Consider the following 15588-nt stretch of genomic DNA (forward strand, 5'->3'; position numbering starts at 1 on the left):
ATATTGCAAGTTTCAAGGCGCGAATGGCTCGGGTCGCATTCAAATGCGTATCGATAATGGACACTGGCGACACTTTTGGGGAAAGGGTTTTACACCAACTCCCGCAGAGCGGACTTTACCATATTGCTGTCTCTCTTTATTTCGTTGCAGCACGCAGTTTATCTGGTTTCCCTGAAAAGCATCGGTCGCTAAGCTGACGCCATGACTGCTGATCCCCGATTCATTCACCTGCGCGTCCATACGGAATACTCTCTTCTAGAGGGTGCCGTTCCCGTCAAAAAACTGCCCGGCCTTTGCGCAAAACATGAAATGCCAGCGGTTGCGATCACTGACACCAACAACATGTTCGCCGCATTGGAGTTTTCTGTCACCGCGTCAGAGGCGGGGGTGCAACCCATCATTGGCTGTCAAGTCGATCTGAGTTTTGATAAGGCTGCCCCCGGCGAACGGCCACGGCCACCGGCTGCTGTTGTATTGCTTGCGAAAAACGAAGCTGGCTATGAAAACCTGATGAAGCTTTCTTCGTGCCTTTACGTCGATGCCGGGGAGGAGCTCCCACAAGTCACTTTGGAAGAGCTTGAGGCGCATTCAGGTGGTTTGATTTGCTTGACGGGTGGGCCTGAAGGCCCGGTTGGGATGTTTTTGCAAAACGGTCAAGGTCCAAAAGCCCAAGCGCTTATGGATCAACTGAAAGCAGCTTTTGCAGACCGTTTATATGTTGAACTGCAGCGTCATCCGGGCGAGGGCGGGCAGTGCACTGAAGCAGAGCGTGCAACCGAACGCGGACTGGTGGAAATGGCCTATGCAATGGACCTGCCACTTGTTGCAACGAATGATGTCTATTTCCCAAACACTGAAATGTACGAGGCGCATGATGCGCTGATCTGCATCGCTGATGGAGCATATGTAGATCAGCAAGAACCGCGCCGCCGATTGACACCGCAACACTATTTCAAATCCCCGCAGGAAATGGCAACACTGTTTGCCGATCTGCCGGAAGCTTTGGAAAACACGGTAGAGATCGCCAAGCGTTGTGCGTTTCAGGCGTACCGGCGTGACCCCATCCTACCAAAGTTTGCGGATGACGAAGTGGAAGAGCTTCGCCGTCAGGCAAATGCAGGACTGAAAGAGCGTTTGGCCGTCATTCCGCACGCAGCGTCTGTTGAAGAGTATCAGGCGCGGTTGGATTTTGAGCTTGATATCATCGTCGGAATGGGGTTCCCTGGTTACTTTCTGATTGTTGCGGACTTTATTCATTGGGCTAAAGATCATGGTATTCCTGTTGGCCCCGGTCGGGGGTCTGGCGCTGGTTCGCTTGTGGCCTATGCGCTGACGATCACCGACCTTGACCCGCTACGCTATTCGCTTCTGTTTGAGCGATTCCTGAACCCAGAACGCGTTTCGATGCCGGATTTTGACATCGATTTCTGTATGGATCGCCGGGAAGAGGTTATCCGCTATGTGCAGGAAAAATATGGCCGTGACAAAGTCGGGCAGATCATAACTTTCGGTGCTTTACTGAGTAAGGCCGCTGTGCGCGATATTGGCCGTGTCTTACAGATGCCATACGGGCAGGTGGATCGAATCTCCAAAATGATCCCGGTCGAAGGTGTTAAGCCTGTCTCAATCCACAAAGCACTTGAGGATGAACCGCGCCTTCGTGAAGAGGCGCGCAATGAGGAAGTGGTCAAGCGATTGCTCGACTACGGAATGCAGGTCGAAGGGTTGTTGCGGAATGCGTCGACCCACGCGGCCGGTGTTGTGATTGGCGACAGACCGCTTGAGGCATTGGTGCCGCTTTATCAAGACCCGCGCTCTGATATGCCCGCGACCCAGTTCAACATGAAATGGGTAGAGCAGGCCGGACTGGTCAAGTTCGACTTCCTGGGATTGAAGACGCTGACGGTGATCCAGAATGCGCTTGATCTGTTAAAACTGCGCGGTGTCGAGATTGATATTGGCACAATCCCTCTGGATGATGAGGCGACGTACAAGCTCTATGCCGCCGCGAAAACGGTTGCAGTATTCCAGGTGGAATCCAGCGGCATGATGGATGCGCTGAAACGGATGAAGCCGACCTGTATCGAAGATATCGTCGCCCTAGTCGCGCTGTATCGTCCTGGTCCGATGGAAAATATTCCAACCTATTGCGAGGTGAAGAACGGCCTGAAAGAGCTCGAGTCAATTCATCCGCTGATCGACCATATCCTTGAGGAAACCCAAGGTATCATCGTCTATCAGGAACAGGTGATGCAGATTGCGCAGGTCATGGGGGGCTATACGCTTGGTGGCGCTGACCTCTTGCGTCGCGCGATGGGGAAGAAGATCAAGGAAGCGATGGACGCGGAGCGTCCCAAATTTGAAGCCGGCGCCAAAGCCAATGGCGTTGATAAGAAAAAGGCGAGCGAAGTTTTCGATCTTCTCGAAAAGTTTGCGAACTACGGTTTCAACAAATCACACGCTGCCGCATATGCGGTGGTTAGCTACCAGACTGCGTGGCTCAAGACGAACTACCCGGTAGAGTTTATGGCCGGGGTCATGAACTGCGATATTCATTTGACAGACAAGCTCGCGGTTTATGCCGAGGAGGTACGAAAACCACTGGATCGTGACGGTTTGGGGATCGAAATTGTTCCGCCTTGCGTCAACCGTTCTGAGGCGATGTTCAGCGTGTCAGAAGGTTGTGTCGTTTATGCGCTGGGCGCTCTTAAGAATGTTGGTGCAGATGCAATGGGTCTGGTTGTTGAAGGGCGTGGTGACAATCCCTTCGTGACGCTGTTCGATATGGCGCGCCGCGTTAATCTGAAGCGTGTCGGCAAAAGACCGATGGAGATGCTGGCGCGTGCAGGTGCTTTTGATGAGCTCGACAAGAACCGCAGACGTGTCTTTGACAGCCTTGATGCGTTGGTAAACTACTCAGCCGCGATTCACGAACAGCGCGCGTCTAGTCAGGTTTCGCTGTTTGGTGAAGCTGGCGATGATTTGCCGGAGCCACGCTTGTCACCTGTTGAAGACTGGCTTCCAGCCGAGCGTCTGGGCGAAGAGTTCAAGGCAATCGGGTTCTATCTGTCAGGCCATCCGCTTGATGACTATGCACTGGCACTTAAGCGCAAAAAGGTGATGACCCTTGCCGAGCTTGAGGAAAAGGCCAAGGCTGGCGCAATGATTGCTAAGTTGGCGGGTACGATCGCCGGGCGGCAGGAGCGGAAATCTGCACGTGGGAACAGGTTTGCCTTTGCGCAGCTTTCTGACACGACGGGTGGCTACGAAGTTACCATTTTTTCAGACGTTCTTGAAAAGGCGCGTGATTATCTTGAGGTTGGTGCAAATGTTGTTGTGACTGTCGAGGCGAAGATGGAAAGCGATCAGCTGAAGCTGTTGGCGCGTGGGGTCCAGCCGATAGACAATGTCGTATCCGATGTCGGCTCTATGGGGCTGAAGGTCTATGTTGACGGGGCCGAGGCGATACCCGCCGTTGCATCTGTACTGAGCCGGGCCGAAGCACGATCAAGAGGGCCAGTAACCCTTTGCTTGCTCGATCCAACGTTGCCTGGCGAAGTCGAGATTTCGCTGGAACAGGATTTTCCAGTTAACATGCAAATAAAAAGCGCAGTCAAAAGCCTGACCGGCGTTGTGATGGTCGAAGAAATCTAATCTCTGGATGCGACCAAAACTATCAAATTGCTGCCCTCTACTTCTGGACAACGGATTGAGTTTACCAGTGCGGCGGTTTCTGATCCGCCAACATGGCCTGTCCACCATGCTCCAGTTCGCGTTCCGCTGAACGTTCCATCAGCATTCTGACTCTGTTTGTGAGCAATGAAATCTCATTTTCCTGCCGGGCAACGACATCAGATAAATCCTCGACCGTGCGGGTCAGGTGGGCAATCTGTTCTTCAAGTATGGTCAGGGTGTTGGACATAGGGTCTCATACCGTGCGCAATAGGGGCTGAGCAAGCCGGATTACGCCGCGCTGTCATGTAGCGCTAGGCAGGTCGCCTTTGGTTTTAGCGTCGTTGATCAGTGTTTCAAAGTCGGCCTCAAGCGACATCGCAAGTTCATGAAAACTGTCGATCACGAAGTAAACAGGTTGTAGAATGTCTATGCGATAAGGCGTGCGCAGGACTTCTTTCATGTCAAAGGGTCGAAGGGTCGCTGCGCCATTTGTCGCATGGTCTGCTTCTGAGGGTGACGATGCAATACCAGCACCGTAGGCGCGCGGTCCGTCCGGCGTGTCAATCATACCAAACTCAACCGTAAACCAGAACAGTCGGAACATATGCCAAGAATAGTCTTTCCCAAGCGACAGCGCGCGCTTTCCGAACCCTTCGATGAAATCACAATAAGCAGCGTCGGTCAGCAACGGGCAATGGCCAAAGACCTCGTGAAAAAGATCAGGCTCTTCAATATAGTCGATATCCTCGCGGCGGCGCAGGAACGTGGCAATTGGGAACTTGCGTTGAGACAGAAGTGTGAAGAACCGTGTTGGCGGAATGATCGCCGGTACACCTTCGACACCCGCCCCGGTAAGCTGTGATAGCTGGGCATCAATGTCTGCGACTTGCGGCACTCGGTGTTTCGTGAGCCCCAGCTTTTCAATGCCCTGAAAATAGGCTGGCGTGATACGGTTCTTCAGAAATTCGATCTGACGCTCGAACAATTCCCCCCAAACGGCAATTTCTTCATCTGTATAATGATAGCGACCGTTCTGATCCGGCATATTGGATGAATATGGGCGTTTTTCAGGCATAGAAGTTCCTTTTTCACAGCATAGTTTCTATGGAATGGGGCTTATTTCCAAAGACCTCTGGAAAACACTCGAATTTGAGTGAAATTTCCAGTAATATGCGAAATTATGAAATTTAATGATAATGAAAAAGCGATATTGCGAGAAATTCAGCGCGATTCATCTGCCTCTTTGGCAGAAATTGCAGAACGCACAAACATGGCGCAAAGTACAGTTTGGCGAAAACTGCAGGAGTTTGATGCAGCGGATATCGTGCGCAAGCGGGTGGCTTTGCTGAATCCGGCCGCGGTTGATGCCAAGTTGTGCGTTTTCGCAAGTGTTTCTCTCGCAGATCATTCCGCAGAAGCTGTTGAAGGGTTTGCGGCGATGGTTCGGCTCCACCCCGAAATTCTGGAATGTCATGCGCTGTCAGGTACATCCGACTACATCCTGAAAATAAGAGTCGCCGATGTCGAGGCCTATGAGGAATTCATGACCCACAACTTGCTGCGCAATCCACATGTACAGTCGGTAGTATCGAGCTTTTCCTTGAAGGAAATGAAATCTACAACCGAGCTACCTGTTTAAAAACTCCATCTACTTGCAGTGCTCGATTTCATAAAGCGATCTCCAAAAGTTCTGTCAGGCTGCCGATCACAGTAAAGGCACCGGAATTTTTGAGTTTTTCCGCGTGGCCGTTCATGCAATGCGACCCTCCATCAAAACCGATACAGGCCATTCCGGCAGCGCGTGCGGCGGTAACACCTGCGACGCTATCTTCGATCACAAGACAATTACTGGGTGCAGACTTCATCTCACGGGCAGCAAATTCAAAGATATCGGGGTGTGGCTTGCCGCGTGCGACAAGATTGGCGGAATAGATATGCGGATAGGTAAGCTCATAAAGTGCTGTTTCTATCAAACCCAGAGCCAGTTTTGTCGGCGAAGAACTTGACGCGATACATTTTGTTGTCTTCAGCGAACTCAGCACCTCACGCGCACCTGTTATTGCATGCAGTTCTGTTCGGTACTTTTGGAAAACCAGTTTCTTGATATCTTCGTCAAACCTTTCCGGTAGCGGGCGACCAAGCTTGGCCTCTACTTCGGCATATAGCGACGCATCCGGGACGCCTGTATAAAGCTGGATGACCTCTTCGGTGGTGATTGGGTATCCGGCTTTTGTCAAAGCTTCGGCGTTTGCAGAAGAAGAAATGATTTCACTGTCAATCAAGACGCCGTCGCAGTCAAAAACCACCAGTTCGAAGTTTTGTTGAATTGTCATCAGGCCGTTATAATTGTTGTTTCAGTATATACAATGCGGGCATTGCTTGCCCCTGCGGTCCCCCTCGGTTAAACCGCGCGCAAGATGACCCAAAGAGACAAAGACCCATGGCCAAGCAAAAGAAACAACCCAGACCCAAGGCCGAAACGCCAAAGGGTTTCCGTGACTATTTTGGTGCGGAAGTCAGCGAGCGCCGCGAGATGCTGGATGCGATCGCCGGGGTTTATCATGCCTATGGTTTTGATGCGCTTGAAACGTCGGCTGTTGAAACGGTCGAGGCGTTGGGAAAGTTCCTGCCGGATGTGGACCGGCCGAACGACGGCGTGTTCGCCTGGCAAGAGAACGACGACAAGGATGCAGGCGATTGGCTTGCGCTGCGTTACGATCTAACGGCCCCGCTCGCGCGGGTCTATGCGCAGTTCAGAAACGATTTGCCAACGCCTTATCGACGCTATGCAATGGGGCCGGTCTGGCGTAATGAAAAACCCGGGCCAGGGCGGTTTCGTCAATTCTATCAGTGTGATGCGGATACTGTTGGTGCGCCGAATGTGGCGGCTGATGCTGAGATATGCTCGATGCTGTCCGATACGCTTGAAACCGTTGGTATTCCGCGTGGTGATTACATTGTGCGGGTCAACAATCGCAAAGTTCTGAATGGTGTGATGGAAGTCGCCGGGGTTCTGGATCCGTCCGACCCGGATAAATTTATCCACGAACGTGGCGTCGTGCTGCGTGCGATAGACAAGCTCGACCGACTGGGACCGGACGGAGTACGCGCGCTGCTTGGCGAAGGCCGCAAAGACGAAAGCGGCGATTTTACCAAAGGGGCCGGGCTGTCAGCAGAGCAGGGCGAGATTGTCATGGGCTTCATGGCAGCCAAACGCGAAAGCGGAGCAGCAACCGTTGAGCGGCTGCACGAACTTGTCACAGGGTCTGTTGTGGGTGTGGATGGCGTGAATGAGCTTGAGACGATTGCAGAGTTGATGGCGGCGCAGGGTTATGGTTCAGACCGGGTTGAAATTGACCCCTCTGTTGTTCGTGGGCTTGGGTACTACACCGGGCCTGTGTTTGAGGCTGAACTCACATTCGAGATCAAGGATGAGAAGGGCCGCCCACGCCAGTTTGGCTCTGTTGCAGGTGGTGGTCGCTATGATGATCTGGTGAAGCGCTTTACCGGGCAGGCGGTACCGGCGACGGGCATTTCTATTGGTGTGGATCGGCTACTGGCTGCGCTGCACGCAAAGGGCCGGTTAAGTTCTGCGGTGCACGGCCCCGTGGTTGTGACGGTGATGGATAAGGACCGGATGGCTGACTATCAGGCGATGGTGTCCGAACTGCGCAATGCAGGCATCCGCGCCGAAGTCTATTTGGGGAACCCAAAGAATTTTGGCAATCAGCTTAAGTATGCGGACAAACGCGCGTCGCCTGTTGCCGTCATTCAGGGGGGCGACGAACAGGAACGTGGTGTTGTCCAGATCAAGGATTTGATCCTGGGTGCAAAAATCGCCGAAAGCGCGAGCCACGAGGAATGGAAATCGCAACCAGCACAGACAGAGGTGGCGCGCGGTGCTTTGGTCGCTGAAGTGAGACGGATTTTAGCTGGGGCAGGAGCCTGAAATGGCCTCTAAGGCGGACCTTCGCGCAGAAGCGCAGCGTCTTATGGCGTTTTTTGAAGCGGCGGGCGCGACACCGGTAGAAGCAGATATTTTGCAGCCGGCTGACACATTGCTGGACCTCTATGGCGAAGACATTCGTGCGCGGGCCTATGTTACCTCGGACCCGTTACGGGGTGAACAAATGCTGCGCCCGGATTTTACGGTGCCAGTTGTTCAGATGCACATGGCCGAAGGCGCGGAACCTGCACGCTACACCTACGCTGGTGAGGTGTTTCGCCGTCAGGAAGAAGATACAGAACGCTCGAACGAGTATTTTCAAGTCGGTTATGAGGTTTTTGATCGCGAGAACCCGGCTGCTGCAGACGCCGAAGTCTTTGCCATGTTTGACTCGGTTCTTTCCCCGCTGAACCTGCGTGCAGCGACCGGGGATATTGGGATACTCATGGCTGCGGTACGTGGGCTTTTGACCACCGAGCGGCGAAAGGAGGCCTTGCTTCGTCACATTTGGCGGCCAAGGCGGTTTCGCGCCTTGCTCGACCGGTTCGGTGGACGCTCCAAATTACCAGCAGCCAGGATCAAGATACTGAAAAGGCTTGAGGATAATTCCATCGAACAACTGATCGAGGATGACGGCCCACTTATTGGTCTGCGAAGCAGTGTGGAGATCGCAGAGCGTTTGAACACACTAAAGGACGACGCAACTGTTGAGCCGATTGGTGCTGGAGAGGTTGAAGTGCTCGACCACATACTCAGCCTGCGTGAAACCGCTCCGAATGCTCTCGAAAACTTGCGTGATATTGCAGTGGATATGCCGTCAATATCAGATGCTGTCAGAAAGATGGATCAGCGTCTTGAGGCAATGGCGGTGCGCGGGATAAACGTTGAGACGCTTGATTTCGAGGCCAGCCACGGGCGCACCACGCTGGAATATTATGATGGGTTTGTATTTAGTTTTTCAGCAGTTGGCCGGCCGGATTTACCGCCAATCGCGATGGGTGGGCGTTACGATGCGCTCACAAAGGTACTGGGTAAGGGGCGATCTATCCCGGCAGTTGGCGGTGTTATTCGACCCGAGTTGGTTTTGGGACTGGAAGGGACGCAGGAATGAGCGTGAAACTTGGCATCCCTTCCAAAGGCCGGCTGATGGAGAAAACCTTTGATTGGTTCGGTGCGCGTGGTGTTTCGTTGCGTCGCACCGGCAGTGACCGGGAGTATGCGGCCGCTGTGGACGGCGCGGATGGGGTTGAACTGGTTTTGCTGAGCGCAGGTGAAATCCCGCGCGAACTGGCAGCCGGGCGCATCCATCTTGGGGTAACGGGAACAGACCTTATCCGTGAAAAGCTTGCAGCATGGGACACGCGAGTAACTGAATTAACACAAATGGGTTTTGGGAACGCGAACCTTGTGATTGCAGTTCCCAAGTGTTGGGTTGATGTTCAAACACTTGAAGATCTGGATGCGGCGGCGGCGGCCTTTCGACGCGTACATCGGTTTCGGCTGAGGGTTGCAACAAAGTACCATCGCCTGGTGCGCGAATTCCTTCGGGACAACGGCGTGGCGGACTATCAGCTTGTAGACAGTCAGGGCGCGACGGAAGGGACCGTGAAGAATGAAACCGCAGAAGCGATTGCAGATATCACCTCAACAGGTGACACCATGCGGGCAAATCATTTGAAAATACTGGACGATGGTTTGATTCTGAAATCACAGGCTACCTTGTTTCGCGCACGTAACGTCGAGGTGGGCGCGCAGGACAAAGACAGCCTTGAAGTGCTTCTTGAGAAACTAAGAGTCGGCTGAAACCCAAAAGACAGCGCGAACAAAAGCGCCCTCGCGAGAGAGCGAGGGCATAGTTTCGCCTGTGGGGGGTGGCGAAGTTCCGCTACAGCTTTTTGTTTTTCAGATCTGCGTTGTTTGACGAGCGGAAACTGACAGAGTTTTTAAGGCTGATCAGAATAAGAGACCCACAAGGAAGCCACTAACGAAGAAGAAGCTGAAAAGAAGCAGCGTCACCACCACAACACCTTGCGGCAGACCATTCGTTTGATCAGAGGATTGATCTTGTGATGATTGTTGGAACGAACTGGAACCTGCCGTTGAAGGATTATGACTGTCGAGCATGAGCTAACTCCCTAAATATATTCGCTTTTTTCGCTTTTGGGCTGTAGTAGCCGATTGGGCGTTTTCTGCGCCGTAGCGCCCGCACTTCAAAGCCTTTAAGTACCGGCTTTACGGGCAAGTAGGCCTTGCGATTTTCCGGATCACCCAATTCAGGGCAGGCTTCTAGAATTTCTTCCCAGGTCTTTTCGTCGAACCCATTCAGCGCGACTTCACCAGGCAACAGGCTTTCACAGGGCAGCCCGTTTGCCACCAGAACCACGTGCTCTGAGCAGAGGATGTGATAGTACCGGATGCGGCGAACGCTGCGATCAATGTTGACGCCATTATTTGCTTCGGTCAGCAATACCGCTGGGGCGAGGGCAGCATCGTGTCCTGTCATCATGGATACGTCCAACCCATCAAGCATAACCCGGTGCTGCTGCGACAGGTATAATGTGTCGTAAGGTTTACCTTTGCCCAGTGCATCAGCCTCAATCCGAACTGGCAGCCGTTTCTCGAACACGTCGGACAGACCCATAGGAATTGTCACTTCAAACGATCCGATCCACTTGATTTGGTGAATTTTCCGCTGAGGTGTGATGACCCAGTCGCCCGCTGAAAGAGACTCAATCGGAACATCAGCAAAGGGTGTGCGAATTTTAGTGCCCTCGGCGAAGCAGATGGGTACCGGGTCAGTACTCGATAAGTTCAGTGTATATTGCGTCCCATCAGTAATAACGGGTGGGCCGTCAGGGAAGAACATGAAGGTTAAACCACCGGCCTCGAACATGATAACAGGTATGCTCTCTGTCCCCGTCGGGCCGTCAAACTTGAACGTACCGTGACCAAGAAAGTCGATTGGGGCACCTCTGAAGGTGGAAACTCCGTCATCGTCGTTGCCGAGTATTCCGTCGTTGTCTTCTAGAATTCCGTTTTGTGCGCCTCCAATATCCGACTCTACCTTTCCCGAAGTAACAGAGGGTGGCGTCCCGAGAGGGCCGTTAAACTGGAAAACAGTAAGTAAATGTTCAGACATGGCATTTTCTTTCTAAGACATACAGGTGACATCCCGGCACATTTCTCTTTCGCCGGTCTGTTGAGCACCCAAAGGTATGTTCACGCCTCGAAACCCTGTAAATTCACGTACTTGTGAGGAATCTTAACTGGACCTAAAGAGTGGCATTTAAAGGTTAATTTGATCCGATCTTCCATTGTGCACTATTGTGTACAAATTCGTTCGCTACCTAACTTTTGCCTTCTGCTGTAGACCGTGCCTGGGCCGTGCGACTGAGCATAATGGTGGAAAATAAAAGGAAGTAATTTAACGAACGAACGGTAAAATATAATTTAATAAACGATCAAATAAAAACTTCGGACGATTGCACAAAGTTTTGGATTTCAATTCGTCAGATTGTGATATTTGATGCGTTGATTGAATGCACATGAACCGGGGAATAAGCCGGGGGTACCGCTCAGGACCGCCTCAAAACTGGACTTAAATTTCCGGCGAATTCGGCGGAAACTATTATCCAGTTGGGTTTGCACAGTAACCAAACAACTCTCATTTACCTGCAACAAATGACCACAAGTTTACGAATTGTCGGGCCGCTAGAAACAATTGTGTTTAGACCGTGCTTGGAAAGAATCGGTAAGGTTGCCGAAAAACTTGGCATTGTGACGCGAAGATGCGCCTTATAAGCCTTATCGATAGTGTTTAAACAGATCCTTGGCTATCGATCTAACGTACACCAATATCGGCAAGGGCGGCTGAAAGCGCATGAGGAAGACTGTCTTCTTTCTCGCGGGATAGTTTCAGATCCCGGGGGCTGTCGTTCGGGTCAAGATAGCGCCAGCCCTGAAAGGGTCGCCGTGGTGCGGGTTCTGTCCGGAATAGTTTTGGGTCCATTACGATTGCGCAGCGTCTTATACCATCTTTTCCAATGGCTTCGTCCAGTCGCAAGACACGTTGGCGCGCCTGAATGACACCTTTGATAACCCAGTAAAGGGACCCGCCATTCAAAAGCTCTGCTTCGCGCCTTGGCCACATGCGGGTAATATGCTGGCTTGGGGTATCTTCGCCCTCAACACGGCGACTGGCACGGTACGCTTCGAGCTGTTCAAAAGAGTCGATGCCGACGCAAAGCTTTACCAGATTTATGGTATTTTTCATCAACAACCCCAACATGTAGCAAGAATTACCTGCCGACTCTTGCATCATAACGCAAATTCGGAGCGGATTACAATTGACCGAAAAGGCTGCTGTACGTACCATTTCCGTAGAATCAAGACGCAAACAGGACTCCTTGATGAGTCGAAATCTAAATCTTGGCTCGGTGAAATGTAGCGAAGTAGCTCAAAAGGACAGAGCGCTCTGCTTTCGAGTATTATAACTGGTGCCGGCAAGCACTATAATAGTACGGTAGAGAGGATGTGGGTTCAAGTCCCGCCTTCGCATCAAATTCAACGTTTTCTCTTTTTGAACAATGCGTGAGTTTCATTGGAGAACAGAAAATTGTAGCTATATCTAGTGTAGTCATTTTTATGACCCGCGATTTATGGTTTGATAGCAATTGACCGAAATAGTCTGGCAGCCTATCGTGTATCTCCTTTCGTTCTGCCACCAAGGACCTGCCGATGAGCCGTTTTTCCGCCCCGATCGCTGAACAAATCTGGGATATGAAGTACCGTCTGAAATCTTCTGATGGTACCCCGGTTGATGCAACGGTCGAGGATACCTGGAGGCGGATCGCGCGTTCCCTGGCCAAGGTTGAAAAAGACCCGGCAGTCTGGGAAGAAAAATTTTACACTGCGCTTGAAGGTTTTAAGTATCTGCCAGCCGGAAGAATTACAGCTGGGGCAGGTACCGATAGGTCCGTGACACTGTTCAACTGCTTTGTCATGGGAACGATCCCGGACAGCATGGGTGGTATTTTCGATATGTTGCGCGAGGCCGCGCTGACCATGCAGCAAGGCGGCGGGATCGGGTATGATTTCAGCACGATCAGGCCGAAAGGTGCGGATGTGCTGGGTGTTGCGGCTGATGCATCTGGCCCCTTGTCGTTTATGGACGTGTGGGACGCGATGTGTCGCACAATCATGAGCGCTGGCAGTCGCCGTGGCGCGATGATGGCAACGATGCGCTGTGACCACCCTGATATCGAAGACTTCATCACGGCAAAGCGTGACCCCGCGCGTTTGCGGATGTTCAATGTATCAGTTCTTGTTACCGATTCCTTCATGGAAGCGGTGAAGGCTAACAAAAGCTGGGACCTTACCTTTAACGGAAAGATTTATCACACCGTCGAGGCGCGCGATCTTTGGAACAAGATCATGCAGTCGACGTATGATCAGGCTGAACCGGGGGTGATTTTCATCGACCGGATCAATGCGATGAACAACCTTTCCTATTGCGAGACAATTGCTGCGACCAATCCCTGCGGTGAACAGCCGTTGCCGCCATATGGCGCTTGCTTACTTGGGTCTGTAAATCTGGCACGTCTTGTGTACGCTCCTTTTGCCAAAAAGGCGTCTTTGGATCAGGAAGCGTTAAGTGAACTCGTCGCGACAGCCGTGCGGATGATGGATAATGTCGTAGACGCCAGTCGTTTTCCCTTGCCTCAGCAGGCACAGGAAGCGCAGACAAAACGTCGTATTGGCCTTGGTGTAACTGGTCTGGCGGATGCTTTGCTGATGGTCGGTTTGCGCTATGGCTCGGAAGAGGCAGCGGAGCAGACCGAGCGCTGGATGAAGGCAATTGCACGTGCCGCTTATCTGGCCTCGGTGGAGTTAGCGAAGGAGAAAGGGGCTTTCCCGCTTTTTGATGCAGAAAAATTCCTAGCCACCGGCCACATGATGGAGATGGACGAAGACGTGCGCGCCGCGATCCGCGAACATGGCATTCGAAATGCGTTGCTCACCTCTATTGCGCCGACAGGCACGATCAGCCTTTATGCGGGCAATGTGAGCTCGGGGATCGAACCGGTCTTCGCTTATGCTTACACACGTAAGGTGCTGCAGAAAGACGGAAGCCGGACAGAGGAAGAAGTCGTTGACTATGCCGTGCAGCTTTGGCGCGAAAAATTTGGCGACAAAGAGTTGCCGGATTACTTTGTAAATGCGCAAACGCTTGCCCCGATGGATCATGTGCGTATGCAGGCCGCAGCACAAAAATGGATCGATTCAAGTATTTCGAAAACAATCAATTGCCCCGAAGATATCAGTTTTGACGCCTTCAAAGACGTTTACATGGCGGCCTGGGATAGCGGCTGCAAAGGATGCACAACCTATCGTCCCAACGATGTGACTGGTTCCGTCCTAAGCGTCAGCGAAAGTTCTGAAAATGTTCCCGAGGCCGAGACTGGCGCAGAAGTTGTTTACATCAGCGAGCCGCTTGACCGCCCGCAAGCACTGGAAGGCAATACGTACAAGCTGAAATGGCCCGATAGTGAACACGCGATATACATCACGGTAAACGACGTCATGATCAATGGACACCGTCGGCCTTTTGAAGTTTTCATCAACTCCAAGAACATGGAGCATTTCGCCTGGACTGTCGCCCTGACGCGGATGATATCTGCAGTCTTCCGGCGTGGTGGGGATGTCAGTTTTGTTGTGGAAGAGCTGAAAGCGGTGTTTGACCCGCGTGGTGGTGCGTGGATGTCTGGCAAATACGTGCCGTCAATTCTTGCCGCAATCGGTGGTGTGATCGAACATCATTTGATCACGATAGGTTTTATCGAAGGCGAAGGCATGGGGCTGAAATCTGATCCGCAGTCACAAGTTGTGCAAATCGGCGGTGCACCGCGTGGCAAAGCCTGTCCGAGCTGTGGGCAATATGACATGCGGATGATCGAAGGTTGTATGACTTGCGGAAGCTGTGGGCATTCTAAATGCGGCTGAGTACAGGTCGGATAGTATCTGTTTTCAGTTTTCCGGTCGCTCGAAGGCTTCGCGTGCGGTTTCAACTTTTTCTCTGATAATGCAATCTTCAACATGATCATTGATCAGCCCCATCGCTTGCATAAAAGCATAGACCGTGGTTGGGCCGACAAATTTCCAGCCCAGTTTTTTAAGGTCTTTTGACAGGGCAATTGAGTCCATAGAGGTTGAAGCTGTCTGCGGTTTTCCAAGTTTGGTTGCGTCAGGTTCGTAGCGCCACAAAAAAGCAGCGAGCGAACCTTCTTGGTGAACAAGTTCCTGCGCCTTTGCTGCGTTATTAATGACTGCTTCGATCTTGCCGCGATGGCGAACAATGCCTTTGTCTGCCAGCAGGCGATCGATGTCGTGTTGTGTGAAACGCGCTATTTTGTCGAAATCAAAATCATGAAACGCCGCGCGAAAGCTTTCACGTTTCGCCAGGATGGTGCGCCAGCTTAGTCCAGATTGGAAGCTCTCCAGGCACAATTTTTCGAACAGACGGTGGTCATCTTTAACCGGATAGCCCCATTCATTATCGTGATATGCAAGAAACTCTGGTGCAGCACCACACCAACGGCACCTTGATAGATTGTCCGGCCCGAGAATTGTGTCGCTCATTTGTTTCGTGTCTTTCTGCCAAAAGGCGTGGTTCTAACCGCGTAGAAACGCCAGTTGCTTGCTCGTTCTCGAAGGTGTGATTTCAAGTATTTCGGCGGTAACAATATTTTCTGCGACAAACGGATCTTCCTGCACCCTGCGTTCAAGATCGGGAAGCGAGGTATTGTGCGCTAGAATCCCCCCACCTAAATTAGGTTGAAGACTGCCGACCAGTGAAAAAACGCCATCATCAAACCCGCGCTTGACCCATTCGTTGTGTCCCTGCATGAATTGGCCCGCGCGGCTTTTATAGTCCGAAAATTTTAGCAGTATGACAAACATCAGTTTTC

13 protein-coding genes and 1 tRNA gene are annotated in these 15588 nt (G+C 52.0%); 7 read left to right on the forward strand and 7 right to left on the reverse strand.

What is annotated here, in order from left to right:
* Positions 1-201 precede the first annotated feature (201 nt).
* A complete protein-coding gene (dnaE, locus tag J4E70_RS02330) occupies positions 202-3654 on the forward strand; it encodes a DNA polymerase III subunit alpha (protein WP_213887441.1) in 3453 nt (1150 codons plus the stop codon).
* A 61-nt stretch (positions 3655-3715) separates the two neighbouring features.
* Here the strand turns inward: dnaE and J4E70_RS02335 are convergent, their stop codons facing one another.
* Together J4E70_RS02335 and J4E70_RS02340 are read right to left on the reverse strand one after the other, a co-directional pair.
* Entirely contained in the window at positions 3716-3922 is a 207-nt protein-coding gene (locus J4E70_RS02335) for a SlyX family protein (protein ID WP_213887442.1), read from the reverse strand.
* A gap of 54 nt (positions 3923-3976) precedes the next feature.
* Complete coding sequence (locus tag J4E70_RS02340) at positions 3977-4750, reverse strand: phenylalanine 4-monooxygenase (protein ID WP_213887443.1); 774 nt, start codon at positions 4748-4750, stop codon at positions 3977-3979.
* Between the two features lie 105 nt (positions 4751-4855).
* Between J4E70_RS02340 and J4E70_RS02345 the strand changes: the two genes are divergently transcribed.
* Positions 4856-5314 carry an Lrp/AsnC family transcriptional regulator gene (locus J4E70_RS02345; RefSeq protein WP_213887444.1) on the forward strand — a complete coding sequence of 153 codons (459 nt, stop codon included), beginning with the start codon at positions 4856-4858 and terminating at the stop codon, positions 5312-5314.
* Positions 5315-5342: 28 nt separating this feature from the next.
* Here J4E70_RS02345 and J4E70_RS02350 read toward each other — a convergent pair whose 3' ends face one another.
* Entirely contained in the window at positions 5343-6008 is a 666-nt protein-coding gene (locus tag J4E70_RS02350) for an HAD family hydrolase (protein ID WP_213887445.1), read from the reverse strand.
* Positions 6009-6115: 107 nt separating this feature from the next.
* Between J4E70_RS02350 and hisS the strand changes: the two genes are divergently transcribed.
* The 3 genes from hisS to hisG are packed head-to-tail and all read left to right on the forward strand — an operon-like array spanning position 6116 to position 9424.
* Positions 6116-7624: a histidine--tRNA ligase gene (gene hisS / locus J4E70_RS02355; protein ID WP_213887446.1), complete on the forward strand. Its 1509-nt coding sequence runs from the start codon at positions 6116-6118 to the stop codon at positions 7622-7624.
* Between the two features lies 1 nt (position 7625).
* Complete coding sequence (locus J4E70_RS02360) at positions 7626-8732, forward strand: ATP phosphoribosyltransferase regulatory subunit (protein ID WP_213887447.1); 1107 nt, start codon at positions 7626-7628, stop codon at positions 8730-8732.
* Positions 8729-9424, forward strand: coding sequence for an ATP phosphoribosyltransferase (gene hisG, locus J4E70_RS02365; RefSeq protein WP_213887448.1), 696 nt, complete (start codon positions 8729-8731; stop codon positions 9422-9424). Before J4E70_RS02360 ends, hisG begins: the two co-directional genes overlap by 4 nt.
* A gap of 304 nt (positions 9425-9728) precedes the next feature.
* Here hisG and J4E70_RS02370 read toward each other — a convergent pair whose 3' ends face one another.
* Both J4E70_RS02370 and J4E70_RS02375 read right to left on the reverse strand, forming a co-directional pair.
* On the reverse strand, positions 9729-10760 hold the full coding sequence (locus J4E70_RS02370) for a Hint domain-containing protein (RefSeq protein WP_213887449.1): 1032 nt from the start codon (positions 10758-10760) through the stop codon (positions 9729-9731).
* 702 nt (positions 10761-11462) lie between these two features.
* Positions 11463-11894, reverse strand: coding sequence for a DUF1489 family protein (locus J4E70_RS02375; protein ID WP_213887450.1), 432 nt, complete (start codon positions 11892-11894; stop codon positions 11463-11465).
* A gap of 172 nt (positions 11895-12066) precedes the next feature.
* On the opposite strand from J4E70_RS02375, the gene J4E70_RS02380 reads away from it, so the two are divergent.
* Both J4E70_RS02380 and J4E70_RS02385 read left to right on the forward strand, forming a co-directional pair.
* A tRNA-OTHER gene (locus tag J4E70_RS02380) sits at positions 12067-12179 on the forward strand.
* A gap of 179 nt (positions 12180-12358) precedes the next feature.
* A complete protein-coding gene (locus tag J4E70_RS02385; protein WP_213887451.1) occupies positions 12359-14623 on the forward strand; it encodes an adenosylcobalamin-dependent ribonucleoside-diphosphate reductase in 2265 nt (754 codons plus the stop codon).
* A gap of 24 nt (positions 14624-14647) precedes the next feature.
* Here the strand turns inward: J4E70_RS02385 and J4E70_RS02390 are convergent, their stop codons facing one another.
* Positions 14648-15259, reverse strand: a complete 612-nt coding sequence (locus J4E70_RS02390; protein ID WP_213887452.1) for a DNA-3-methyladenine glycosylase I — start codon at positions 15257-15259, stop codon at positions 14648-14650.
* Between the two features lie 33 nt (positions 15260-15292).
* A complete protein-coding gene (locus J4E70_RS02395; RefSeq protein WP_213887453.1) occupies positions 15293-15580 on the reverse strand; it encodes a YciI family protein in 288 nt (95 codons plus the stop codon).
* Positions 15581-15588 lie beyond the last annotated feature (8 nt).

The organism is Pseudohalocynthiibacter aestuariivivens (assembly GCF_018457175.1).
In the GTDB taxonomy this organism is placed as follows: Bacteria; Pseudomonadota; Alphaproteobacteria; order Rhodobacterales; family Rhodobacteraceae; genus Pseudohalocynthiibacter; species Pseudohalocynthiibacter aestuariivivens.